The organism is Streptomyces sp. FIT100 (genome assembly GCF_024584805.1).
In the GTDB taxonomy this organism is placed as follows: Bacteria; Actinomycetota; Actinomycetes; order Streptomycetales; family Streptomycetaceae; genus Streptomyces.
Window position 1 is genome coordinate 2,464,580 of the sequence record NZ_CP075715.1, and the last position, 23,613, is coordinate 2,488,192.

Genomic DNA, 23,613 nt, shown 5'->3' on the forward strand with positions numbered 1-23,613 from the left:
CTGGATGCGTAATTCATTCTTCCCGGCACAAGTGTGGGGACACGGACCTACAATCGGCAGCCGTACGCGCGCTACAACTGCTCGGCAGCACAAAGGAGTTAATCCATGGCCAACACAGGCAGGGAGGGCCGGAAGGCGGGGTCGCGGCAGGCGGCCTGGGAGTTCTTCGGGCTGGAGCTGAAGGCCAGGCGGGAAGCGGCGGGGCTGACGCAGGGGGAGCTGGGGCGGCGGGTATTCGTCTCCGGCGGGTACATCGGCCAATTCGAACAGGCTATTCGGAAGCCGCAGAAGGACGTGGCCGCGAGGATTGACGAGATTTTACAAACCGATGGCTTTTTCGAGCGGATGTGGAAGAAGCTCATCGCGGACTCGCCGTACACGGAGTACTTCGCGTACGTGGCGGAGTTGGAGCAGCTGGCGACGAAGATCTGCGAGTACGCGCCGGCAGTGGTGCCGGGTCTGCTCCAGACCGCGGAGTACGCGCGAGCGGTGTACCTGGCGAGCAACCCACTCGCCTCCGACGAGTACATCGAGGACATGGTCAGGGTGCGCACGGACCGTGCCGCGGTGCTCAAGGATGCTGCACGGCCCGTGTACTGGGTCGTGCTGCATGAAGCCACGCTGCGCATCCAGGTGGGGGAACCTGCCGTGATGGCGGGGCAGTTGGACTGCATCGTGGCCATGGCTTGCGAGCGCAAGGTGCTGGTGCAGGTGCTCCCGTTCTCCGCAGGCGCCCACCCGCAGATGGGTAAGCTGCTAACCCTCATGGAGTTCGCAGACGCCCCGCCAACCGCCTATACAGAGGGCGTGCTTTCCGGGAATCTGCTGGACAACCCGGCTGTGGTGAGGCGCGCCCAGGGCGATTACGATCTGCTGAGGGCCACGGCGCTCTCGCCGGAGACGTCCCTGGCCATGATCGATTCGGTGGCGGAGGACTACAGACGATGCGTGCGTACGACTTGAGCACCGCCGATTGGCGCAAGAGCACGTACAGCGGTGGCTCTGACGGCGAGTCCTGCCTCGAAGTCCTCGACGACATCCCGGGCGCCGTCCCCGTCCGCGACTCCAAGAACCCCGGCGGGCCCGTCATCGTCGTCCCCGCCGCCGCCTGGGCCGCGTTCGTCGACGGGGTCGTCACGGCGCGCTGAGCTTGCGGCGGACCTCGGCCTCCCGGACGGGGGCGCCGAAGTCCGCGTACGCGGCGGCCGCGCGGCGGTACTCCGTATCCGCTCCCATCTCGTCGCCCTGGGCGAGGAGGTTGTCGCCGAGGGCCTCGGCGGCTGCAGCGACGCCCAGGCCGTAGTCGGCGCGGGCGAAGACCGACAGCGCCTCGCGGTGGTGAGCCGCGCCCTGCGCGAAGGCGAAGCCCTGTTCGTCGAGGCGGCCCAGTTCGCGCAGGGTCCAGCCCTCCCCCACCGCGCAGCCGCGCTGCCGGTGGGCGGCGAGGGCGGACCGCAGATGGTGTTCGGCGGCGGGGAAGTTGCCCGTCTGGGCGTAGGCCGTGCCGAGGTGGCGTTCGGTGTCGGCGGAGCCGGTGAGGGCGAAGGCCGCTTCGAGACAGGGGATGGCCTCGTCGGGGCGGCGGCGGTCGAGGTGGAGTTCGCCGAGGCTGGTCAGGATCTCGGCGTCGCCCGTCGCGGTGTGCAGGGCGGTGCGGAGTTCGCGCAGGGCCTCCTCGTAGCGGCCCGCGCGGCGCAGGGCGTCGCCGAGGAGGAGGCGGGGCTCAATCTGGTCGCCGCAGCTGCCGCCTGCGGGGCGCTGGACGGCGAGGGACATCCGCAGGTGGTCCACCGCCTGGTCGTAGCGGGCCGCGCGGCGGTGCGCGTCGCCGAGGGCGCGCAGGGCGTGTGCCGCCCAGGTCTGCTCGCCCGCGCGGCGGGCGGCGTCGAGGAGCGCCGTCCACATGGCGAGGCGCGCCGACTGGCAGGGCTCCTCGCGTAGCCGCTCGTCGGCCGTCGTGGCGAGTCGGTACGCCTCGGTGTGGAGGCCCTCGCGCACTCCGGCCCGTACGAGCGGGGAGACGGCGGCGGGGTCCACCGGGGGCACGGCGAGGAGCCGGGCGCGGGCGGCCCTGCGGTCGGCGGGGGTCGCGTCGCGTTCGAGGCGTTCGGCGGCGAAGCGGCGGATCAGGTCGTGGAGGCGGTACGTGCCGGGGGCGACCCGCTCGACCAGCTGTGCGGCGGCCAGCCGGGCCAGGCCCGCGTCGGAGTCCGCCGGCTGCCGGTCCGCGGCCGCTGCGGCGACGGTGGCGTCGAAGCGGGCGCCGGGGTACGCGGCGAGGGCGCGCAGGAGGTGGCGGTCGGCGGCGTCGAGGGCTGCGTACCCCGCCTCGAACGCGGCGCGGGCACCGGGGTCGCCGACGCCGAGGGCGTCGAGGCGGGCCCGTTCGGCGGCGAGTCGACCGGCCCATGCCGGTCCGGCGGCCGCGGCGACGCGGAGCGCGAGGGGCAGCAGTCCACAGGCGTGGACGAGGGGCCGGGGCGCCGCCCACAGCGCATGGGCGTCCGGTTCCGTGAGCGGGGCCAGGGCGAAGGGGATCGCCCCGGGAAGATCCGTGACGACACTGCGGGCGGTGATCACCGTCAGGCAGCTGTTGCCGGAGGGGAGCAGGGGTCGGAGCTGGGCGGCGTCAGCGGCGTCGTCCAGGAGCAGCAGGACGCGGCGGCGCCTGGTCCGGCTGCGGAAGCGGGCGGCGAGGGCGGCGGGCCGGCCGGTGCACTCCTCGGCGGGCGCGCCGAGCGCGGCGAGGAAACGGCCCAGTACGGCCGAGGGCGGCGCCGGATCGCCGCGGCCCGCGCCGAGTTCGGCGTACAGCGCGCCGTCCGGGAAACGGGTGCGCAGCTCGTGGGCGAGGCGGACGGCGAGCGCGGTCTTGCCGGTGCCGGGCGCGCCGGTGACGACGATGACGCGGTGGCCGTCGCCGGCCAGCCGGAGAAGGCAGGCGAGATCGGCGACCCGGCCGGTGAAGTCCGCTATGAGCGGAGGCAGTTCGGGGCCGAGGGTGAGGTCGGCACCGGGCCCCGGGCCCGGCCTCGGCCCCGGGCCGGGGATGGGGATGGGGACGGCACCGGGCGCCACGGCGGGGGCGACGGTGGCCGACGCGCGGGGCGCCGGTCGGTGGCCGCGGATGCGGTGTACCGCCGCGAAGGCCGAGACGACGGCGGCGGTGGCGAACAGGGCGGTCAGGAAGCCGGTGTTCGCGGCCAGCGCGACCGCGGCGTGAGTACTCCGCACCGTCCCCCCGTCCCCCGTCCGACCGGTGTGCTCTGCGGCCATTGTGGCGCACGGGCGGGTGGGCGGTGCGGGGTTGGCCGGTGGCGGTGGGTGGGCCGGGGTTTTTTGTCCTCAAGCGCCGGACGGGCTGGGGGTGGGCGGTGTTGCCCAGCGTCAGGTCGGCACCCGCGGCTCTTGTCCTCAAACGCCGGACAGGCTGGGGGTGCGCGGCGTCGCCCAGCGCCGGGTCAGCACCCGCGGCTCTTGTCCTCAAACGCCGGACAGGCTGGGGGTGCGCGGCGTCGCCCAGCGCCGGGTCAGCACCCGCGGCTCTTGTCCTCAAACGCCGGACAGGCTGGGGGTGCGCGGCGTCGCCCAGCGCCGGGTCAGCACCCGCGGCTCTTGTCCTCAAACGCCGGACAGGCTGGGGGTGCGCGGCGTCGCCCAGCGCCGGGTCGGCACCCAGGGCTCTTGTCCTCAAACGCCGGACAGGCTGGGGGTGCGCGGCGTTGCCCGGCGTCGGGTCGGCACCCGGGGCTCTTGTCCTCAAGCGCCGGACGGGCTGGGGGTGTGTCCGGTGGGTGGTCCGGGGCGGGGCCCCTCCGGGCTCGACTCCTCGGAGGCGGCGGCCTACAGGTTTTGTCGGGTTGCGAACCCGGTGCCTGCCGCCACCTCCTGCGGGGCCGACCCTGCACGGCCCCGCCCCGGCGCCGCCCGCCGGGCGCGGGTGAGTGGGTGGTTGTCGCACCCGCGGGTCGTTGCCCGTCTGCGGGCCGGTGGGTGGTTTGTGCCCACCCGTCCCGCCCCAGCGGGACGACTGCCCACAACCGTGAGGTGGCCACCTGGCTTGTGGGCAGGCGTTCCGCAGGGCGGAACGGGTGGGCACAACCCGACCACCGGGGTCGGCCACCGCCGGTGACCTGGCCCGGGGGGCGCGGAGGGGTCGGGTTCGGGACACTCAAGCGTGATTTGTGGCGCGCGCCGAAATCCCGGACGACTACACGCCTCCGGGTGGGCGCGCGACGTAAATCATGCCGTCCCGAACACGAGCCCCGCAGCACCACCCGGACGGCAACCGCCCGCCACCGGGTGACCCCAACACCCCAGCCCGTCCGGCGCTTGAGGACAAAAACACCGGGTGCCAACCCGACACCGGGCAACCCCAACACCCCAGCCCGTCCGGCGCCTGAGGACAGAAAACAACGGCTCAGTCGACGCCGCCGGACGCGCCCGGCGTCACCAGGCCCGACTCGTATGCCGTGATGACGAGTTGCGCGCGGTCGCGTGCCGCGAGTTTGCCCATGATGCGGCTGACATGGGTCTTGGCCGTGAGAGGGCTGAGCTCCAGGGTCTCGGCGATCTCGGTGTTGTTGAGGCCGCGGGCGACGAGCGCGAGCACCTGGCGTTCGCGGTCGGAGAGGCATCCGGTGCCGGGACCGGGGCCGACCACCGGCGGGATGGCCGGGGCGGCGAGGACCCGGGCGATGAGGCGGGCCGTGGGGCCCGGCGAGAGGAGCGCGTCGCCCGCCGCGACGGTTCTGATCGCGGCGAGCAGGTCGGCCGGGCGGATGTCCTTGACGAGGAACCCGGAGGCGCCGGCGCGCAGGGCCTCCAGGATGTGGTCGTCGGTGTCGTATGTGGTGAGGACGAGGACCCTGACGCCCGCGAGGTCGTCGTCGGCGGCGATGCGGCGGGTGGCCTCGATGCCGTCGAGTTCGGGCATGCGGATGTCCATGACGATGACGTCGGCGCGGGCGGAGCGGGCGAGTTCGACGGCTTCGAGGCCCGTACCGGCCTGGGCGACGACCTCCATGTCACGGGCGGATTCGACGAGCATCGCGAACGAGGCGCGGACGAGGGTCTGGTCGTCGGCGAGCAGCACGCGGATGGTCACGCCAGGGCCTCCTGGGTACGGAGCGGCAGAAGCGCCGCGACCTCGAAACCGCCGCCGGCGCGCGGGCCCGCCGACAGGGTGCCGCCCACGCTGCGGGCGCGCTCGCGCATGCCCACGATGCCGTAGCCGCCGGAGTCGGCCGCACCGCCACCAGCCCTGCCGTCGTCGGTGACCGTGAGGCGCAGCACGTCACCGGCCACAACGCCCGCCACGGCACCGGCCACAGCGCCCGCCACGGCACCGTCCGCAACGGCACCGCCCGCAGCGCCGTCCGCGACGACAACGACGCGGACCCGCGCCCCGGGCCCCGCGTGGCGCACGGCGTTGGTCAGGGACTCCTGCACGATGCGGTAGACGGCCGCGCCGGTGGCGGGCGGCACGGCGGCCGCCGGGGCCCGCAGGTCGAGGACGGCGCCGGAGGCCCGTACGAGGGCGGGCAGCGCGTCGAGCCCGGGCAGCGGGCCGTCCGACGGGGTTTCCCCGTCGCTGCCGGCGCGCAGCACCTGGAGCGTGGCGCGCAGCTCGCCGCGCGCCGTGCGGCAGGTCTCTGCGATGTCGTCGAGGGCCTCGGCGACCGCCGCGCGGTCCAGCCGGTCCGGATCGACGGTCAGGACGTGCGAGGCGACCGAGGTCTGCACGCCGATCAGGGTGATGCTGTGGGCGAGGAGGTCGTGCAGGTCGCGGGCGATGCGCAGCCGCTCCTCCGCGACACGGCGGGCGGCTTCCTCCTCCCTGGTGCGTTCGGCGCGTTCGGCGCGGGCGACGACGGAGGCGATGTAGCGGCGGTAGATGCGGACGTCGACGCCGAAGAAGAGGACGGCGATGATCCAACCCGAGGTGCGCAGCGCCTCAAGGCCCTCGTGGGCACCGACGTTGAACATGATCGTCACCGAGGTCACGTTGACGGCGACGCCGACGATCAGCGTGTACAGCGGGCGGGCGGTCGCGGCCACCGTGTAGAGGGCGAGGGTCGAGGCGGGCAGCGGCGCCGTGTGGGCGTTGTCGAGCGCGTGGTAGGGGATGATGCACGCCACCACCGCGCACAGGACCGGGATCGGGTGGCTGCGGCGCCAGGCCAGGGGCGTGACGCTGCCGACGAGCAGGGCCCAGCCGAGCGGGTCGGGGGTGCGGCCGTCGTTCTGGACCAGGAGCACCAGGGTGACCGACAGGACGCCGGCGCCCACCGCGATGAGCGCGTCGTTGCGGCGCCGGTGCGGCACGGTCAGCGGGTCGCGGCTGACGGCGGTGAGGATGCGCTCGCCCAGGCGGGGGCGCGTCTTCTGCGCCGCTGCGGTGTTCGTCCGGGGGTGTTCCACGCGGCCATCCTCCCTGTGGTGGTGCTCGGGGTGCGAAGAGGGCTCCCGCGGAGGGGGAACTTCGCCCCCCTCCGCGCCACGCCCTGTATCGGCGTATCGGTCAGCTGTATCGGCGTATCGGTCAGCCGCGACGTATCGGTCAGCGGCGTATCGGTCAGCCGCGACGGCGGGACAGCCGCCCCGGCCACCACACCCGCCGGCCGAGCAGCAGGCTCGCGCTCGTCACCAGATAGGTGCGTACGAGGAAGGTGTCCAGCAGGACCCCGACGGCGACGACGAAGCCCATCTCGACCATCATGACCAGCGGCAGGTTCATCAGGACCGCGAAGGTGGCCGCCAGCACGATACCGGCGGAGGCGATGACGCCGCCGGTGGTGCGCAGCGCGGTCAGGGCCGCGGCCGCGGGTTCCGCGCCGGAGAGGGCCTCCTCGCGCATCCGGTGCATCAGGAAGATGCCGTAGTCGACGCCGAGGGCGACCAGGAAGACGAAGGACAGCAGCGGCAGCCCGGGGTCGATGCCCGCGAAGCCGAAGACCGGCTCGAAGACGAGCCCGCCGAGTCCCATCGCGGCGCCCCACACGGCGACGACGGCGACGATGAGGATCAGTGGGGCGACGAGGCTGCGCAGCAGGGCGACGAGGATGAGCAGGACCGCGGCGAGCACCAGGGGGATGACGATCAGCCGGTCGCGGGCGTTGGTCTCCTCCAGGTCGAGCTGCTGGGCGCTGGCGCCGCCGACGTACGCGCCGTCGGCTTGGAGGCCCGCGCGCAGCGCCTCGATGGTCGCGGTCTCGCCGGGGGACTCGGGTGCGTCCTCGGCGAAGACGGAGAGCTCGGTCCAGCCGTCGGCTGTGCGGCCGCGCTCGGCGGCGGCGACGCCGTCGGTGGCGCGGACCTCGGCGAGGACCCGGTCGGCGGCGGCGGCCGGCGCGACGACGCCGATGGGCTGGGCGCCGCGGTCGGGGTAGGCGTCGGCCAGGGTGCGCATGGCCGAGACGGATTCGGGCCGCTCGGTGAAGCTGTCCTCGTTCTTGAGGGTGCCGGGCAGGTTGAACGCGCCGAGTGCGAGCGCCCCGAGCAGCACCGCTCCCGATGCCAGGACGGCCACCGGGCGGCGGCCCGCGGAGCTGCCCATGGCGGCGAACAGGTTGCGGCGCCGGGGGGCCTCGCTCCCGTACCGGGGGATCAGCGGCCAGAAGATCCTGCGGCCCAGGAGGACGAGCAGGGCGGGCAGCAGGGTGGTCATGGCGGCCAGTGCGCACACGACGCCCACCGCGCCGACGGGGCCGAGTCCGCGGGCGCTGTTGAGGTCGGCGGCGAGGAGGCACAGCAGGCCCGCGGCAACGGTCCCGGAGGAGGCGAGGACGGCGGGTCCGCAGCCGCGCAGGGCGGCGCGCATCGCGTCGTAGGGCTCGGGGACGCGCCGCAGTTCCTCGCGGTAGCGGGCGACGAGGAGGAGGGCGTAGTCGGTGCCGGCGCCGAAGACGAGGACGGTCATGATGCCCGCGCTCTGGCTGGTGACGGTGATGTCGAAGCCTTGGGCGAGGCCGTAGATGACGGCCCTGGTGGCGAGGGCGGCGACGCCGACGACGAGCAGCGGGACCAGCCACAGGAACGGACTGCGGTAGGTGAGGATCAGCAGGACGGCGACGACGATGACGGTCGCGACCATCAGCGTGCCGTCGATGGTCTCGAAGACGTCCTCCATGTCCGTCTGGAGGGCGCTGGGTCCGCCGACCTCGACGGTCAGCCCCGCGGCCCCTTCGGCCCGGTCGCCCCCGCCGCCCCCGGCGGCCGTGTCGCCCCCGTCGCCGGAGACGGCGGTGCGTACGTCCTCGACGAAGGCGGCCCTGGCCTTCTCGTCGTTGCCGGGCTCCGTCGTCGAGACCGGGTACATCAGGGTGGTGCCGTCCTTGGACGGGATGCCCCTGGGCTGCCCGCCGATCAGGTCGTGGGCGGCGGCGATGCGGGCGGCCTGACCGGCCGCGGTGGTCCGGTCGGCGGCGGTCAGTCCGCCGTCGCGGTGGTAGACGAGGACGAGTTCGGTGGCCTCGCCGCCCGGCAGTTCCTGCTGGACCCTGGCGACCTGGGTGGAGTCCGCGCCCGCCGGAAGGTAGTCGACGATGTTGTCGCGCTGGACGTCGGCGAGTTTGCCCGCGAAGGGGCCGGCGACGGCGAGGACGGCGATCCACAGGGCGAGGACGACCCAGGGCAGGGCGGCGGCGGGGCGGGTACGGACGGGCCGCGGACCGGTGCCGGGCGGGGCGTCCGGTGCGGCGTCGTACGAGGTGGTCGGGGCCCCCATGGTCGGGCCTCCCTCCGGCAGCGGTGTCTGGACGGGAACCAGACTCCCGTCGCGGGAGGGGCGATTCGTCGGGCCGCAGGGCGAGTTGGGGGCTACTCCCGTGGGCGGCGGGCGGGGTCCGTTACTCCTCGGGGAGTACGGCCTCGTACGACGACGGCGCGGGGCGTGCCACGACGGCGAGGACAGCTCCGGTCACAACGCCGGTGACAGCTCCTGTCACAACGGTGACCGCTCCGGTCACAACGCCGGTGACGGCTTCGCTCACGACGACGGTGCCGCTCCGGTCACGACGCCGCGGCCGGCTCCGGTCACGACAGCGACAGCCGCGCGGGGCGGGGCGGGCGTGTCACGACGCCGGGGGCGGCTCCGCTCACGACGACGGCGCGCGCGCCGCCGCGAGCAGCCGCGCCGTGTCGTCGGCGCACAGCCGCAGCGCGTTGCCGACGGTGGTGAGCACCTCGCGCTCGGCCGTGCTGTAGGGCCCGTCGGCGAGCGCGATCCGCGCGCCCTGGAGCAGGATCGACTCACGGCCGGCCGGGGCCAGGTGCGGGGCCAGCGGCTCCAGGGCCTCGTGGAGTTCGATGGCGAGGGCGGCGCCGCACGGGCCGGTGTCCGTGACGAAGCGGCCGGTGTCGGCGGCGAGCGCCTCGATCATGGCGGTGAGCTGGTCCTCGGTGCAGTCGATGATGCCGGCGGCACGGACGGCGGTGACCGCGGTCTCCCGGACCGTGCGCGAGGAGGTGCCGCCCGCGGCGAGGACGGCGAGGGCGACGGTGTGGACGCCGTCGCGGAGCATCGCGGAGAAGCGGGCGGTGGTGGGGTGGTCGAGGGCTTCCGTGCCGTACTGGGCGTGACAGGCGGCGCATTCGACGATGGGGCCTGCGAGGCCGCGCGGGAGGACGGGGACGCCGAGGACGGTGAAGCGGCGACGGCCGGTGCGGCGACGGTAGTTGCGGTCGCCTCCGCAGTCGGAGCAGAAGAACTCGCCGTCGCCGACGGTGGTCCAGGAGGTGCGCATACCGAAGACGCGGGGACCGAGGGCGCGTAGGCCGCGAGGACCGTATTGGCCGGTGATGCGCGGTTTTCGGCCGCTTCGTCCGCGGTTTGGCTGCACCTCGCACCTCCGTAACGGTCCGGCAACATTGCCGCGTTGACGTGATGTTAGCCACATTGGCGAGGTGGCGTCAGTACCCCGGCACCACATCGCCGGGACATGGCCGAACCCCGCCCCTGTGGCAGGGGCGGGGGGTTCGGGAGCGAAGACGGCGGGGGTGTCAGCGGGACGCGCGGTTGACGGCCGAGACGACCGCCTTCAGCGAGGCGCGCGTGGTGTTGGCGTCGATGCCGATGCCCCACAGGACCTTTCCGTCGATGGCGCATTCGATGTAGGAGGCGGCCTGCGCGGAGGCGCCCTCGCTCATCGTGTGCTCCTGGTAGTCCAGCAGCCGGGCGTCCACGCCGATGGCCTCCAGCGCGCCGAAGAACGCGGAGATCGGGCCGTTGCCGGAACCGGTCAGGACGGTCTCGGCGCCGTCGACGACCGCCTCGACGGTCAGGGTGTCGGTGCCGTCGGTGTCCGACGTCGTCTGGCCGGAACGCAGCTGGATGCGGCCCCACCGGTTCTCCGGGTTGGGCAGGTACTCGTCCTGGAAGACCGACCAGATCTCCTTCGGCGTGACCTCGCCGCCCTCGGCGTCGGTCTTGGCCTGAATGATGCGGGAGAACTCGATCTGCATACGGCGCGGCAGGTCCAGCTTGTGGTCGTTCTTCAGGACGTAGGCGATACCGCCCTTGCCGGACTGCGAGTTGACGCGGATGACCGCCTCGTAGGAGCGGCCGACGTCCTTCGGGTCGATCGGCAGGTACGGCACGGCCCACTCGAGATCGTCGACGGTCACACCCTGGCCCCGGGCGGCCGCGTCGGCCTCCATGGCGTCGAAGCCCTTCTTGATGGCGTCCTGGTGGGAGCCGGAGAAGGCGGTGTAGACCAGATCGCCCGCGTAGGGGTGGCGCGGGTGGATCTCCATCTGGTTGCAGTACTCGCTGGTGCGACGGATCTCGTCGATCTGCGAGAAGTCGATCTGCGGGTCGACGCCCTGGGAGAACAGGTTCATGCCCAGGGTGACCAGGTCGACGTTGCCGGTGCGCTCGCCCTGGCCGAACAGGCAGCCCTCGATACGGTCCGCACCGGCCATGATCGCCAGCTCGGCGGCGGCGACGGCGGTGCCGCGGTCGTTGTGCGGGTGGACGGACAGGCACACGTGCTCGCGCCGCGACAGGTTGCGCGACATCCACTCGAAGCGGTCCGCGTGCGTGGAGGGGGTCGAACGCTCCACGGTGGCAGGCAGGTTGAGGATGATCTCGCGGCCGGGGCCGGGCTGCCAGACGTCGCAGACGGCCTCGCAGACCTCCAGGGCGAAGTCCAGCTCGGTGTCGGTGAAGATCTCGGGGCTGTACTGGTAGCCGAAGACCGTCTCGTCGCCCAGCAGCTTCTCTGCGTACTCCATGACCAGGCGGGTGCCGTCGACGGCGATCTGCTTGATGTCGTCCTTGGAGCCGCGGAAGACGACCCGGCGGAAGACGGGGGCCGTCGCGTTGTACAGGTGCACGGTGGCGCGCTTGGCGCCGACGACCGACTCGACGGTGCGCTCGATCAGGTCCTCGCGGGCCTGGGTCAGCACGGAGATGGTCACGTCGTCCGGGATGGCGCCCTCTTCGATGATCGAGCGTACGAACGCGAAGTCCGTCTCGCCGGAGGAGGGGAAGCCGACCTCGATCTCCTTGTAGCCCATGCGGACCAGCAGGTCGAACATCTCGCGCTTGCGGGCCGGCGACATCGGGTCGATCAGGGCCTGGTTGCCGTCGCGCAGGTCGGTGGAGAGCCAGCGGGGCGCCTTGGTGATCCGCTTCTCTGGCCAGGTGCGGTCCGGGATGTCCACGGCCTCGTACCGGCCGTACTTGTGGACCGGCATGCCGGACGGCTTCTGGGTGTGCGTCGTGTTGGTGATCGGCGTGGGGCGGCCGATCCACTGCGACTGAGACATTGCGTAGGGCTCCTCGGGGTCCTCTTGCCAGGGGACGGCCGACTGTCGAACGCAGCACCACACTCCGCGGGGAGGGGGTCGGCCTACGACTACAGGCCCTCGCCGCGGCAGCTAAGGAGAAGCAGCCCGAAACGCATGATGCGAACGAGCCTAGCCGAGCTTCGACGTGAGCGCCGGTCCCGTTTCAGTATGCGGGACGACCGATGAGTAACGGGCAAATGTGACAGATCACCCTATTTTACTAATCATGGTCGCTGCTCGTGACACCGCAATGACACAGTGCCACATTGCCAGACATGAACTCCTTCACGGACGCTTTCACGCCGGTCTTCTGCGGCATCGTGCCGCCGCACCTGCTCGACAGGCTCGCCCGTTCCGGTGACCCGGCGCTCGCCGCCGCCGCCCGCCGCACCCTGGTCACGGACGCCGCCCAGCGCACCGCGCGGCGCCTGACGACCGTCGTCGGCGCCCCGCCGCCCTCCGAGGAGGTCGTCGAGGGGCCGCAGCGCACGATCCACGACGCGGAGCACGGCACCGTGCTTCCCGGCACGAAGGTGCGCTCCGAGGGCGACGAGCCGGGCCGGGACGCGACCGTCAACCGCGCGTACGCGGGCCTGGGTGCCACGTTCGAGCTGCTGCTGTCGGCGTACGGGCGCAACTCGGTCGACGGCGAGGGCCTGCCGCTGCTCGCGACCGTGCACTACGACGAGGACTACGGGAACGCCTTCTGGAACGGCGAGCAGATGGTCTTCGGCGACGGGGACGGCGAGATCTTCCTCGACTTCACCGTCCCGGTCGACGTCATCGCCCACGAACTGGCCCACGGTCTCACCCAGTACACGGCGAACCTCAGCTACTTCGGCCAGTCGGGCGCGCTCAACGAGTCCGTGTCGGACGTCTTCGGCTCCCTGGTGAAGCAGTACACGCTCGACCAGACCGCCGACCGGGCCGACTGGCTGATCGGCGCCGGCCTGCTCGCCCCGCGCGTGACGGGCGTCGCGCTGCGCTCGATGAAGGAGCCCGGCTCCGCGTACGACGACGATGTGCTCGGCAAGGACCCGCAGCCCGCGACGATGGACGACTACGTCCGCACGGGCCAGGACAACGGCGGGGTGCACATCAACTCGGGCATCCCCAACCACGCCTTCTACCTGCTCGCCACGCAGCTCGGCGGCAGGGCGTGGGAGCGGGCCGGGCAGGTCTGGTACGACGTGCTGACCGGCGGCGCGCTCCAGGTCGACGCCTCCTTCGCGGACTTCGCCACGGCCACGGTCGCCGCGGCGGCCGCACGGTACGGCGAGGGCGAGGAGCACGAAGCGGTGCTGAAGGCGTGGTCGCAGGTGGGTGTATCCGCCAACTGACGCGGAGCGGCGCGAGACAGGCTAGACAGGAGCCATGCGTATTCAAGTGCGACGCACGGGTGGGTTCGCCGGCATCGAGAAGCTCGCCGAGGTCGACACCTCGGGCCGCCCCGACGCCCGGGAATGGCACGCCCTGGCCGAACAGGCCGTGGCCGACGGCCGGGGCACGCCGCCGGTGGGGGTCCCGGACGGTTTCCAGTACCAGCTGACGGTGGACGGCAAGACGGTCTACTGCGCGGACCCGAGGCTCACCGAGAAGCAGCGCAAGCTGATCTCGATGGTGCTGAAGGAAGGCTCCTGAGGTTGCCGGAGCCCTGGGGGGGTCCCGGGCTCCTGAGGTTGCCGGAGCCCTGGGGGCCTGGGGGCCTGGGGGCCTGGGGCCCTGGGGCCCTGGGGCCCTGGGGGGGGCAGTGCCCCGGACCCCGGGCCGCGGCGGTCAGAAGCCGAGCTTGCGCAGCTGCTTCGGGTCCCGCTGCCAGTCCTTCGCGACCTTCACATGCAGGTCGAGGAAGACCGGCGTGCCCAGCAGCGCCTCGATGTGCTTGCGGGACTTGATGCCGACCTCCTTGAGGCGGCTGCCCTTCGGGCCGATGATGATGCCCTTCTGGCTGGGGCGCTCGATGTAGACGTTCGCGTGGATGTCGAGCAGCGGCCGGTCCGCGGGGCGGCCCTCGCGCGGCAGCATCTCCTCGACGACGACCGCGATCGAGTGCGGCAGCTCGTCCCGTACGCCCTCCAGCGCGGCCTCGCGGATCAGCTCGGCGACCATGACCTGCTCGGGCTCGTCGGTGAGGTCGCCCTCCGGGTAGAGCGGAGGGCTCTCCGGGAGGAGCGGCACGAGCAGATCCGCCAGCAGCGCGACCTGCTTGTCGCCGACGGCGGAGACCGGCACGATCTCCGCCCACTCGAAGCCGAGCTCCTGGCCGAGCCGGTCCACGGCGAGCAGCTGCTCGGCGAGCGCCTTGGAGTCGGCCAGGTCGGTCTTGGTGACGATCGCGACCTTCGGGGTCTTCCTGATCCCGGCCAGTTCCTTGGCGATGAAACGGTCACCCGGGCCGAGCTTCTCGTTCGCCGGCAGGCAGAAGCCGATCACGTCGACCTCGGCCCAGGTGGTGCGGACGACGTCGTTGAGCCGCTCGCCGAGCAGCGTGCGCGGCTTGTGCAGACCGGGTGTGTCGACGAGCACGAGCTGCGCGTTCAGGTCGGGGCGGTGGACGATGCCGCGGACCGTGTGGCGGGTGGTCTGCGGACGGTTGGAGGTGATGGCCACCTTCTGGCCGACCAGAGCGTTCGTGAGGGTGGACTTGCCCGCGTTGGGACGGCCGACGAAGCAGGCGAAGCCGGCGCGGTGCGGGGCGGCCTCGGAACCAGGGGTGTGAACGCTCATGCGGGCCATTCTCCCCGATCCCCGGGGCCCTCACGTACCGCGCACCCTCCGGAGCCGTACGCGCAGCCACACCGCGGCGCCCGTGCCCGCCGCCAGCAGCACGGCGGCGACCAGCCAGGGCACGACGAAGAACGACGCGGCGGCGGACTCGCGCACGTCGCGCGCCCGTGCCGTGACGGTGACCTCGCCCCAGTCGAGCTGGGGTGCGTCCGCCCAGCTCTCCGTCAGGCGGATCTTCTGGCGGGGCAGCAGCTCGCCGGGGAGCTCCGTCAGCTCGCGGGCGAGGAGCGTGCGGCCGAAGAGGCCCTCGGCGCGCAGGGCGGCCCGGGGGTTGAGCGTGACGTTTCCGCGGTTGTGGAGGGTGTACGAGATACGGGCACGGCTCCTGCCCGTGCCGGGCACGAGCGGCCGGTCGGGCTCGTAGCTCACGTCCTCGACCGACAGCGCGGCCACGGTCGGGCCGGTCACCCGCAGATAGACCCGGGCGCCGACGGCGCGCTGGACACCGACGGCGAGGGAGCCCGATCCGGGCTCGACGCGCTCGTCGAGGGCGACGAGGGCGCCCGGGTGGTCGCCGGGTTCGGCGGTCTCGGGGACGGTGAGCGTGAACGGCACGGTGGCCGTGCCGCCGGGCGGGAGGGTGACCTTCTGCCGGGCGGTCCTCAGCCAGGCGCCGACACCGCGCTGCCGCTCCTTCTCGGTGCGCACGGCGAAGCCGCCGTCGCGCACGGTGTTGTACGCGTCGGCTCCGTACAGCCGGAAGGTCATGGGCTCGGCCGACTTGTTGGTGACGGTGACCTTGTCCTCGATGCGGCTGCCGGGGTCGGTCGAGAGATAGAAGTACGGGCGCTGGGCGGCGGCGTCGGAGGGCGCGGCGGGGTAAACGGACCAGCGGCCGTTGTCGGCGGCGTGGGCCGGAGCGGGCGCGAGCAGCCCCAGCAGGACGACGGCGGCGGCGAGGACCGCTGCGTACAGCCTCGGTCTGGGCATGTGCGGGGAACCCCCTGAGAACACGGAACGGATGGAAGGTGGGCCGGTCCTTTGGGACCGGCCCACCGTGCGGGTGCGGATGCCTGACGTGAGGGGGAGGCGTCAGGTGAGGGTGAGGGTGAGCACGCCGGCGTATGTGCCGGGCGGTGTGAAGGCCGGTACGTCGAGCGAGAGCCCGGCGTCCACGGTGAACTCACCGCCGGTGAAAGCGCCGTTGGGGGTCGACGCCAGGGTGGCGCCCGCGCTGCCGACCGCTCCCGGGGAACCGGCGGCGCAGGTGCTGGGGCTGCCCGCCTTGGTCGTGCAGGACGGGGTCCAGCTGAGCTTCCCGGCGTCGATCTTCGCCCCGCCGGGTCCGGTGAGGTCGGTGACCCTGCCGGTCAGGGACCAGCCCGCGGGGCCGCCGCGGAAGTCCTTGACCGTCACCGTGTGCAGCGCGCCGGTGGAGGCGCCACCGGTGCCGAAGTCGACCGTCGACAGCTGGACGCTGTCGCCGGCCTGGGTCATGGACAGGACGCCGTTCCTGACCATGGTGCCGAGCTGCTGGCTGAGCGGGGGCACATCGCCGATGAGGGTGTACGCGGCCGGGCCCGCGCCCTTCGCCGGGTCCCAGCTCGCGCCCTCGAACGCGACGATGCCGACGGTCGCCGGATCGTTGATCTTCGGCCGGAAGGTGAGGCTCCCCGTGGCCGTCGACTTGGCGGTGACCTTGTCGGCGGTCGGCGCGGAGCCGTTCCAGCCGGCGACGGTGACATCGGTGCTCGGGGTGAACTTGGCGCCGGTGACGGTCACGCGTTCGCCGGGCTTCCCGGAGGCCGCGCTGAGCGTGATCGTGCGCTCGTTGACCGGGCCGCCGCCGTCCGTCGCGGTGATCGTCTCGGAGACGGGGGCGGGTGGATTCGTCACTGTGCAGGGGGTGTCCAGCTCCAGGACGAAGCTGGTGTGGATGTTGTAGTCGCCCGGGGACAGCTTGATCTCGCCGGGCGCGGTGACCGTGAACGTTCCGGTCATCTCGAACGGCGGGAACTCGGCGAGCCCTGGCACCGGGGGGTTCTTCTTGGGCCCGGTGACAGTGACGGAGCCGGTCTGGGCGCCGGTCAGGGTCACCTTGCCGGTGGGGGTCATGATGTCGGCGGGCAGGTCGATGTCGACGGGGTTGCCGGCCGCCGGCTTGACCACCTTGTAGGTCACCTTCACCGTGTCGCCCACCTCGGGGGCGGCGTTGTCGACAGTGATCTCGGCGGTGGTGGTGCCGTCGATCGGGGGGATGCCGGCGATGGGCGGCGGAATGCAGTGCGTGGGGAAGTCCACCGCCGCCGACGCCGTCGCCATCGCGGCGGCCGGCGGCGCCAGCAGCCCTCCCCCGGTGACCGCGAGCGCCGTCACCCCCAGCACGGCCGCCAGACGGCGTCTTCGGCCGGCAGATCTTCGGCTCGGTGGACCCAGGATCGCCATGGTGCCCCCTCAGGTGTGTGGGTCAGGTGTGTGTGGGTGGGGGACATTGACGGGTGGCGGGCGGAAGAAGTCAATGGAATCGAAATGTACCGACTGATGGGTCATCAGATACTGTCAACTTCCCCGCGGTTGCGGGACGATCGGTACTCACCGGATGACAAAACGCCGGTGGGCCGCTGCCGCCGATTGGTGCGGCGGCAGCGGCCGTTGAGCGTCCCGGTCGGGGTCAGCTGGCGACGAACGGGGCCGACTGGTCGGTCACGGCGTCGCAGTCGACGGTCGTACCGAAGATCGTCAGCGAGAGGCCGGGACCGACGCCCGGGTCGAGGGAATCGAGCGAGTCACCCGTGACGAAGCTGGTGGAGCTGGTCAGCGGCCCGCTGTTGTACGGGTCACCCGCATCCATCTGAGGGTTGTTGCTGCCCGAGAAAACGGCCTGGCCGGAGCCGTTCAGGGCGAGCCTGAGTGTCGTGGCCGCGTCGCCCGGCTGGATGGGGAGCGGGGTCGTGACGGCGGTCGTGACCGTGATGGTGATGCTGCTGCCCGACTGCACGGCATCGAGCTGAGCAGTACCGCCGCCGAAGAAGCCGCAGTCGTAGGTCGCCGTGGCGGTCGCCGGCATCACCGCCATGGCGGTCGGTGCGAAGGCCAGGCCGGTCACGGCCAGGGCGCCCGCTGCGATTGCCGTGCCGATGCCGAGTCTGGTGCGTCTCATTGGGTTTCCCTTCCCTTGTCAGGGGGTCGGTCGTCTGCCGCATGAGGGCGCACACGTCCGCGCAGTGGTGTCCCACCGGGCCCACCTTCGGGCACGGCGCTGCAGGGCTGCGTGGAGGTGTGCGCGGACCGTCCACGGGGCGGGGTGCGCACGCCGCACGGAACGAGGGCGGCCGAACACGGCACGGGGCTGCGGCTCTGCGCCCCGCACCCGGCCGCCCGAGCAAATCTGACGGTCCGTCGGAAGAACTGGTGTTCATTGATACGCAGCGGAGCAGCGATTGCAAGGGAAAGTCCCTTGATTCTTCAGGGACTTGGCGGACAGTGACTACTGTCCGGTCAGTAGGCGGAGCCTGCCGCGGACCGCTCGTCCTGCTCGTCTCGCTCGTTGTGCTCGTTCCGTGCGCGACGCTCGTACCGCTCAGTCCGCCAGGAGAGCACCCCGACGACGGCGAGGCCCCCACCGAGGACGCCGAGGCCGAGCCCGAACCAGTCGGTGTCACGGCCGAGCACCAGATCACGTACCGCCGAGCCGCCTGCCCAGCAGCAGATCGCGACGAGCAGTGAGCCGCCGACGGCTGCGGCTGCCCGGGCCGGGCGCTTGCTGCCGCGGTGGCGCAACAGTTCGTCGGCGGCGTACGCGGCCGCCACGCACGGCCAGAGGTCGAGAGGTTCGGCGGGACTGTCCGTCACCGCCCGCTCGATCAGGTTGCCGATGCCGGTGATGCCGGAGAGGACCAGCACCACCCATAGGAATACCGAGCGGGGGCGGCTCATCCGGCCTGGAGCGTGAGCCGCACCGTGCCGTCGGGGCCCGCCAGCAGGACCGGGGTTCCCGGGCCGCCCAGGTCGCGCACGGCCGCGCGGTCGGCGTCCGTCGCCGTCTCGGCCTCGGTGACCACGGCCGCGGCCTCCAGGGACTTCGCACCGCTCGCGACCGCCATCGCGACCGCGGTCTGCAGCGCGCTGAGCTTCAGCGACTCCAGGGCCACGGTGCCCGCGACGTACGTACGGCCGGTCTCGTCCCGTACCGCCGCGCCCTCCTGAACGCCGTTGCGGGCGCGTGCGCTGCGGGCCAGCGTGACGATCTTGCGGTCCTCGGGGCCAAGCTCGGTGCTCTCAGTCATGTGCCGAGCATAGGACGGGGCTCAGCGGCGGGGCCGCCAGGCCCTGGTCTCGGGCTCTGGCGTCAAGCCCTGGCATCACGCCCTGCCGTCCGGCCTCGCCGTCAGGGCCGGTCCAGGCGCAGCCGCTCCGCCTTCGGCAGGCCCGCCACGACCAGGTCGTACGAGTCCTCGATCAGCTCGCGGACCATGCGGGCCGGCAGCTCCCCCACCGTCACCGTGTTCCAGTGGCGCTTGTTGAGGTGGTAGCCGGGGACGATCGCCGGGTGTGCGGCCCGCAGGCGTACCGCCTCGTCCGGGTCGCACTTGAGCGACACCGTCAGCGGGGTCGCCGCCAGGTCCGTGAGGGCGAACATCTTCCCGGCGACCTTGAAGACCGAGAACTCGGGGCCGAAGGGAAACTCCTCCACCGCCGCGGTCTGCTCAAGGCACAGCGCCTTCAGCCGGTCGGGCCTCACGCGGGCTCCACCAGCACCGTGACGATCTTGTTCCGCCGGCCGGCCGGGGACTCGGCGGTCAGCCGCAGGGCGCGGCCGTCCGGGAGGTCGACCACCGCGGTCGCGCCCGCGATGGGGACGCGGCCGAGGAACTTGGCCAGCAGCCCGCCGACCGTCTCGACGTCCTCGTCGTCGAACTCGTCGAGGCCGAAGAGCTCCCCGAGGTCGCCGATGTCGAGCCGGGCGGTGACCCGGTAGCGGGAGTCGCCGAGCTCCTCCACGGGCGGCAGCTCCCGGTCGTACTCGTCGGTGATCTCACCGACGATCTCCTCCAGGATGTCCTCGATCGTGACGATCCCGGCCGTGCCGCCGTACTCGTCGATGACGACGGCGACGTGGTTGCGCTCCTGCTGCATCTCGCGCAGCAGGTCCCCCGCGTTCTTGGTGTCCGGCACGAACGCCGCCGGGCGCATCGCCGTGGAGACCAGCTCGGCCTCGGCGTCGCGCTTGATGTGCGTCTTGCGGACGAGGTCCTTCAGGTACACGATCCCGACGATGTCGTCCTCGTTCTCCCCCGTGACCGGTATCCGGGAGAAGCCCGAGCGCAGGGCCAGGGTCAGCGCCTGGCGGATGGTCTTGTAGCGCTCGATGACCACCAGGTCGGTGCGCGGGACCATGACCTCGCGCACGAGCGTGTCGCCGAGCTCGAAGACGGAGTGCACCATCCGGCGCTCCTCGTCCTCGATCAGCTGCTCCTGCTCGGCGAGGTCGACCATCGCACGCAGCTCCGCCTCGCTGGCGAACGGGCCCTTGCGGAAGCCCTTGCCGGGGGTGAGCGCGTTGCCGATGAGGATCAGCAGCTGCGGCACGGGGCCCATGACCCGGGCGAGCGGCAGCAGGACGTACGCCGCGGCCGTCGCCGTGTTCAGCGGGTGCTGGCGGCCGATGGTGCGCGGGGAGACACCGACGGCGACGAAGGAGACGAGGACCATCACGCCGATCGCGACGGCCAGCGCCTCCCAGGTCTCGGGGAACTCCTGGAGGCAGGCGTAGGTGACGAGCACCCCGGCCGCCATCTCGCAGGCGACCCGCACCAGCAGGGCCACATTGAGATAGCGCACCGGGTCGGACGCCACCTGGACGAGCCGCTCGGCGCCGCGCCGGCCCGAGCGCAGCGCCTCGGCGGCGCGGAAGCTGGAGACGCGGGCCAGGCCCGCCTCGGCGCAGGCGGCGAGCCAGGCGACGACGACGAGGAGGACCGCGCCGATGATCAGCTGGGCGCTCATGGGCGGACGCTCATGAGACGGTCGGCGCCGGAGAGGGGCCGGTCAGCCCCTTCTCCGACCGCCAGCCGTCGACGATCGCCGCCTGGAGGCCGAACATCTCGGCGCGCTCGTCCGGCTCCTCGTGGTCGTAGCCGAGCAGGTGCAGCACGCCGTGGACGGTGAGGAGCTGGAGCTCCTCGTCCATGGAGTGCTGGGTCGCCGCCTCCTCGCCCTGCTTGGCGGCGACCTCGGGGCAGAGGACGATGTCGCCGAGGAGCCCCTGCGGGGGCTCCTCCTCGTCCTTGGCCGGCGGGCGCAGCTCGTCCATCGGGAAGGACATCACGTCGGTCGGACCCGGCAGGTCCATCCACTGGATGTGGAGCTGCTCCATGGCGTCGGTGTCCACGACGATCACGGAGAGCTCGGAGAGCGGGTGGATACGCATCCGCGCGAGCGCGTACCGGGCGATGTCGAGGATCGCCTGCTCGTCGACCTCGGTACCGGACTCGTTGTTGACGTCGATCGACATGGTGCTCTTGGGTCTACTTCCCGTTTCGGTTGTCGTACTGCTCGTACGCGTCGACGATACGGCCGACGAGCTTGTGCCGGACGACATCCTGCGACGTGAGCATCGAGAAGTGCACGTCCGGGACGCCGTCCAGGATCTCCCGGACCTGACGCAGACCGCTCTTGGTCCCGCCGGGCAGGTCGACCTGGGTGATGTCGCCGGTGATGACGATCTTCGACTCGAAGCCGAGCCGCGTCAGGAACATCTTCATCTGTTCCGGATTCGTGTTCTGCGCCTCGTCGAGGATGATGAACGCGTCGTTGAGCGTGCGGCCGCGCATGTACGCGAGCGGGGCGACCTCGATCGTGCCCGCGGCCATCAGGCGCGGGATCGAGTCCGGGTCGATCATGTCGTGCAGCGCGTCGTAGAGCGGTCGCAGATAGGGGTCGATCTTCTCGTAGAGCGTGCCGGGCAGGAAGCCGAGCCGCTCGCCCGCCTCGACGGCCGGCCGGGTCAGGATGATCCGGTTGACCTGCTTGGACTGGAGCGCCTGGACGGCCTTGGCCATGGCCAGATACGTCTTGCCCGTACCGGCGGGGCCGATGCCGAAGACGACCGTGTGCTTGTCGATGGCGTCGACATAGCGCTTCTGGTTGAGGGTCTTGGGGCGGATGGTGCGGCCGCGGCTGGAGAGGATGTTCTGCGTGAGGACTTCGGCCGGGGTCTCCTCCGGTCCGTTGCCGTTCTCGCTCGCCCTGAGCATGGCGATCGAGCGTTCCACTGCGTCCTCCGTCATCGGCTGTCCGGTGCGGAGCACCAGCATCATCTCGTCGAACAGGCGCTGGATCAGAGCGACTTCCCGCTCCTCGCCTACGGCGCTGACCTCATTGCCCCGGACATGGATGTCGGCCGCCGGGAATGCCTTTTCGATGACGCGCAGCAGGGCGTCACCCGAACCGAGAACGGTCACCATCGGATGCTTGGCCGGGACGGTGAACTGGGCTCGCGCCTGCCCCGGCGCGGAGGTCTGGGCTGTGGGTGTCTGAGTCATGGGCCGGCTCTGTGGCCTGCACATACCTCCCGTTGCAGGGTTCTCGCTGCTCGACAACCTCTGGAGTACCAAGCGTACGACCCCGCACTGACACTCCCGAAGCGTTTTTCGTCACGGCTCGGCACGGAGTGTGTCATCCGCAGCGAGTGCGTCATCCGCAGCGGCCGAAGCCGATCGTCGGGACCGCGCGTGCCCGCGGCCACGGGTGCCAGGTCTCGGGCAGCAGCCCGCCGAGGAAGGCGTACCTGGCAAGCCCCTCCGGGTCCTGGTCGGAGCACCCCTGCACGTACTGCCACCAGGCGGCCACCTCCGACCAGCCGGGGGCGGAGAGCGACCCGCCGAACTCCTGCACCGACAGCGCGGCGGTCAGCCCGGCGAAGGCCAGCCGGTCGGCGAGCGGCCAGCCCGCGAGCGTACCCGTGACGAAGCCGGCCACGAAGACGTCGCCCGCGCCGGTCGGGTCCAGCGCCTCCACCTCGATCGCCGGGACCTCCGCGGTCTCGCCGGTGGCCGCGTCGACCGCGCAGGCGCCCTCCGCACCGAGCGTGACGACGGCGAGCGGCACCTTCTCGGCCAGCGCCCGGGCGGCGGCGCGCGGGCACGCGGTGCGGGTGTAGCGCATCGCCTCCTGGGCGTTGGGCAGGAACGCCTCGCACAGCTCCAGGTCGGGCAGGGCGGCGAGCTCCCAGCGGCCGGTGTCGTCCCAGCCGGTGTCGGCGAAGATCCGGGCGCCGTGGGCGGCCGTGTCGGCGATCCAGCGCTGGCGGCGGCCCGGGGCGAGGGAGGCGACGGCGGCCCGGGCGCGCGGCGGGCCGCCGCCCGCCAGCGGGGCGGAGTCGCCGCCGGGGGGCGCCGGGGGCGGGGCCTCGTGGCCGTGGGAGACCATCGTCCGCTCGTCCTCGTACGCCATGGAGACGGTCACCGGGGAGTGCCAGCCGGGGATGGTGCGGGACCTCGACAGGTCGATGCCCTCGCCCTGTTCGAGCGCGCCCCAGCAGTACTCGCCGTAGTGGTCGTCGCCGAAGGCGGCGGCGAGGGAGGTGCGCAGGCCGAGGCGGGCGAGCGCGGTGGCCATGTTGGCGACGCCGCCGGGGCTCGAGCCCATGCCGCGGGCCCAGGACTCGGTGCCGCGGACGGGGGCGCTGTCGAGGCCGGTGAAGATGATGTCGAGGAAGACCGTGCCGGTGAGGAAGACGTCCCACTCGGGGTCGCCCGGGGCGCGCACCGCGCCGAGCGGGTCGACGCGCTCGCCCAACGGGGGGACGCCGGGGATGTGTTGGTGCTCTCCGTCGCGGGTGGTCACGGTGGCTCCCGGAATACGGTGCGGAGCGGTACGCAGTGGTGCGGATCTGGCCAGTGTGCCTGATTTCCGGGCCGTGACGAGGTGTCGCGAACACAAGAAGCGCCTTCGGTTACCCGGGCCCCACCCATGCAAACCACATGTGTCCCAGGTCACACAATCCTGACTTCTCCGGGGCCGGTCGTGCTTGATACAAATTGGCCCGCGTTCCCGTGCAACACCGGGCGCTCCCCCTCCTCCACCCCCTTT

At 72.2% G+C, this 23,613-nt stretch carries 22 protein-coding genes; 4 read left to right on the forward strand and 18 right to left on the reverse strand.

Annotated features, from left to right (window positions below):
* Window positions 1-105: 105 nt before the first annotated feature.
* Window positions 106-963 (forward strand): helix-turn-helix transcriptional regulator, encoded by an 858-nt coding sequence (locus KK483_RS10770; protein ID WP_262005007.1) that lies wholly within the window; start codon window positions 106-108, stop codon window positions 961-963.
* Window positions 960-1,148 carry a DUF397 domain-containing protein gene (locus KK483_RS10775; protein ID WP_313878711.1) on the forward strand — a complete coding sequence of 63 codons (189 nt, stop codon included), beginning with the start codon at window positions 960-962 and terminating at the stop codon, window positions 1,146-1,148. Before KK483_RS10770 ends, KK483_RS10775 begins: the two co-directional genes overlap by 4 nt.
* On the opposite strand, the gene KK483_RS10780 is transcribed toward KK483_RS10775, so the two are convergent.
* From KK483_RS10780 to leuA, 7 genes are all read right to left on the reverse strand, one after another.
* Window positions 1,135-3,234 (reverse strand): tetratricopeptide repeat protein, encoded by a 2,100-nt coding sequence (locus KK483_RS10780; protein ID WP_262005009.1) that lies wholly within the window; start codon window positions 3,232-3,234, stop codon window positions 1,135-1,137. The two genes, KK483_RS10775 and KK483_RS10780, sit on opposite strands and share 14 nt — an antisense overlap.
* 1,186 nt (window positions 3,235-4,420) lie before the next feature.
* Window positions 4,421-5,050: a response regulator transcription factor gene (locus KK483_RS10785; RefSeq protein WP_360436532.1), complete on the reverse strand. Its 630-nt coding sequence runs from the start codon at window positions 5,048-5,050 to the stop codon at window positions 4,421-4,423.
* Between the two features lie 53 nt (window positions 5,051-5,103).
* Entirely contained in the window at window positions 5,104-6,423 is a 1,320-nt protein-coding gene (locus KK483_RS10790; RefSeq protein WP_262005011.1) for a sensor histidine kinase, read from the reverse strand.
* Between the two features lie 154 nt (window positions 6,424-6,577).
* Complete coding sequence (locus KK483_RS10795; RefSeq protein WP_262005012.1) at window positions 6,578-8,728, reverse strand: MMPL family transporter; 2,151 nt, start codon at window positions 8,726-8,728, stop codon at window positions 6,578-6,580.
* A gap of 121 nt (window positions 8,729-8,849) precedes the next feature.
* Window positions 8,850-8,993, reverse strand: a complete 144-nt coding sequence (locus KK483_RS10800; protein ID WP_262005013.1) for a hypothetical protein — start codon at window positions 8,991-8,993, stop codon at window positions 8,850-8,852.
* Between the two features lie 105 nt (window positions 8,994-9,098).
* On the reverse strand, window positions 9,099-9,842 hold the full coding sequence (locus KK483_RS10805) for a TerB family tellurite resistance protein (protein ID WP_262005014.1): 744 nt from the start codon (window positions 9,840-9,842) through the stop codon (window positions 9,099-9,101).
* A gap of 160 nt (window positions 9,843-10,002) precedes the next feature.
* Window positions 10,003-11,772: a 2-isopropylmalate synthase gene (leuA, locus tag KK483_RS10810; protein WP_262005015.1), complete on the reverse strand. Its 1,770-nt coding sequence runs from the start codon at window positions 11,770-11,772 to the stop codon at window positions 10,003-10,005.
* Window positions 11,773-12,068: 296 nt separating this feature from the next.
* Here leuA and KK483_RS10815 point away from each other — a divergent pair, with 296 nt between their 5' ends.
* Both KK483_RS10815 and KK483_RS10820 read left to right on the forward strand, forming a co-directional pair.
* Window positions 12,069-13,133 (forward strand): M4 family metallopeptidase, encoded by a 1,065-nt coding sequence (locus tag KK483_RS10815; protein ID WP_262005016.1) that lies wholly within the window; start codon window positions 12,069-12,071, stop codon window positions 13,131-13,133.
* A gap of 34 nt (window positions 13,134-13,167) precedes the next feature.
* Window positions 13,168-13,434, forward strand: a complete 267-nt coding sequence (locus tag KK483_RS10820; protein WP_262005017.1) for a protealysin inhibitor emfourin — start codon at window positions 13,168-13,170, stop codon at window positions 13,432-13,434.
* Between the two features lie 135 nt (window positions 13,435-13,569).
* On the opposite strand, the gene era is transcribed toward KK483_RS10820, so the two are convergent.
* The 11 genes from era to KK483_RS10875 all read right to left on the reverse strand — a co-directional run bounded on the left by era (window position 13,570) and on the right by KK483_RS10875 (window position 23,367).
* Entirely contained in the window at window positions 13,570-14,529 is a 960-nt protein-coding gene (gene era / locus KK483_RS10825; RefSeq protein ID WP_262005018.1) for a GTPase Era, read from the reverse strand.
* 21 nt (window positions 14,530-14,550) lie between these two features.
* Window positions 14,551-15,510 carry a DUF916 domain-containing protein gene (locus tag KK483_RS10830; protein WP_262005019.1) on the reverse strand — a complete coding sequence of 320 codons (960 nt, stop codon included), beginning with the start codon at window positions 15,508-15,510 and terminating at the stop codon, window positions 14,551-14,553.
* 102 nt (window positions 15,511-15,612) lie between these two features.
* A complete protein-coding gene (locus tag KK483_RS10835) occupies window positions 15,613-16,965 on the reverse strand; it encodes a beta-xylosidase (protein WP_262005020.1) in 1,353 nt (450 codons plus the stop codon).
* Between the two features lie 226 nt (window positions 16,966-17,191).
* Window positions 17,192-17,680, reverse strand: coding sequence for a hypothetical protein (locus KK483_RS10840; protein WP_262005021.1), 489 nt, complete (start codon window positions 17,678-17,680; stop codon window positions 17,192-17,194).
* Between the two features lie 338 nt (window positions 17,681-18,018).
* On the reverse strand, window positions 18,019-18,456 hold the full coding sequence (locus tag KK483_RS10845; RefSeq protein ID WP_262005022.1) for a hypothetical protein: 438 nt from the start codon (window positions 18,454-18,456) through the stop codon (window positions 18,019-18,021).
* Entirely contained in the window at window positions 18,453-18,806 is a 354-nt protein-coding gene (locus tag KK483_RS10850; protein ID WP_262005023.1) for a cytidine deaminase, read from the reverse strand. The genes KK483_RS10845 and KK483_RS10850 overlap by 4 nt, the downstream gene beginning before the upstream one ends.
* Before the next feature lie 101 nt (window positions 18,807-18,907).
* Window positions 18,908-19,261: an MmcQ/YjbR family DNA-binding protein gene (locus KK483_RS10855; RefSeq protein ID WP_262005024.1), complete on the reverse strand. Its 354-nt coding sequence runs from the start codon at window positions 19,259-19,261 to the stop codon at window positions 18,908-18,910.
* Window positions 19,258-20,526 carry a hemolysin family protein gene (locus tag KK483_RS10860; protein ID WP_262005025.1) on the reverse strand — a complete coding sequence of 423 codons (1,269 nt, stop codon included), beginning with the start codon at window positions 20,524-20,526 and terminating at the stop codon, window positions 19,258-19,260. The genes KK483_RS10855 and KK483_RS10860 overlap by 4 nt, the downstream gene beginning before the upstream one ends.
* 10 nt (window positions 20,527-20,536) lie before the next feature.
* Window positions 20,537-21,034: an rRNA maturation RNase YbeY gene (gene ybeY, locus KK483_RS10865; protein WP_262005026.1), complete on the reverse strand. Its 498-nt coding sequence runs from the start codon at window positions 21,032-21,034 to the stop codon at window positions 20,537-20,539.
* Window positions 21,035-21,047: 13 nt separating this feature from the next.
* Entirely contained in the window at window positions 21,048-22,064 is a 1,017-nt protein-coding gene (locus KK483_RS10870) for a PhoH family protein (protein WP_262005027.1), read from the reverse strand.
* A 151-nt stretch (window positions 22,065-22,215) separates the two neighbouring features.
* Complete coding sequence (locus tag KK483_RS10875; protein ID WP_399013855.1) at window positions 22,216-23,367, reverse strand: PfkB family carbohydrate kinase; 1,152 nt, start codon at window positions 23,365-23,367, stop codon at window positions 22,216-22,218.
* Between the last annotated feature and the right edge of the window lie 246 nt (window positions 23,368-23,613).

Bases quoted from the DNA above. Each gene is read 5' to 3' on its own strand.
- KK483_RS10770 (WP_262005007.1), top strand. From the start codon at position 106: ATGGCCAACACAGGCAGGGAGGGCCGGAAGGCGGGGTCGCGGCAGGCG.
- KK483_RS10785 (WP_360436532.1), bottom strand. From the start codon at position 5,050: ATGCTCGTCGAATCCGCCCGTGACATGGAGGTCGTCGCCCAGGCCGGT.
- KK483_RS10795 (WP_262005012.1), bottom strand. From the start codon at position 8,728: ATGGGGGCCCCGACCACCTCGTACGACGCCGCACCGGACGCCCCGCCC.
- leuA (WP_262005015.1), bottom strand. From the start codon at position 11,772: ATGTCTCAGTCGCAGTGGATCGGCCGCCCCACGCCGATCACCAACACG.
- KK483_RS10815 (WP_262005016.1), top strand. From the start codon at position 12,069: ATGAACTCCTTCACGGACGCTTTCACGCCGGTCTTCTGCGGCATCGTG.
- KK483_RS10820 (WP_262005017.1), top strand. From the start codon at position 13,168: ATGCGTATTCAAGTGCGACGCACGGGTGGGTTCGCCGGCATCGAGAAG.
- era (WP_262005018.1), bottom strand. From the start codon at position 14,529: ATGGCCCGCATGAGCGTTCACACCCCTGGTTCCGAGGCCGCCCCGCAC.
- KK483_RS10830 (WP_262005019.1), bottom strand. From the start codon at position 15,510: ATGCCCAGACCGAGGCTGTACGCAGCGGTCCTCGCCGCCGCCGTCGTC.
- KK483_RS10835 (WP_262005020.1), bottom strand. From the start codon at position 16,965: ATGGCGATCCTGGGTCCACCGAGCCGAAGATCTGCCGGCCGAAGACGC.
- KK483_RS10840 (WP_262005021.1), bottom strand. From the start codon at position 17,680: ATGAGACGCACCAGACTCGGCATCGGCACGGCAATCGCAGCGGGCGCC.
- KK483_RS10845 (WP_262005022.1), bottom strand. From the start codon at position 18,456: ATGAGCCGCCCCCGCTCGGTATTCCTATGGGTGGTGCTGGTCCTCTCC.
- KK483_RS10850 (WP_262005023.1), bottom strand. From the start codon at position 18,806: ATGACTGAGAGCACCGAGCTTGGCCCCGAGGACCGCAAGATCGTCACG.
- KK483_RS10860 (WP_262005025.1), bottom strand. From the start codon at position 20,526: ATGAGCGCCCAGCTGATCATCGGCGCGGTCCTCCTCGTCGTCGTCGCC.
- ybeY (WP_262005026.1), bottom strand. From the start codon at position 21,034: ATGTCGATCGACGTCAACAACGAGTCCGGTACCGAGGTCGACGAGCAG.
- KK483_RS10870 (WP_262005027.1), bottom strand. From the start codon at position 22,064: ATGACTCAGACACCCACAGCCCAGACCTCCGCGCCGGGGCAGGCGCGA.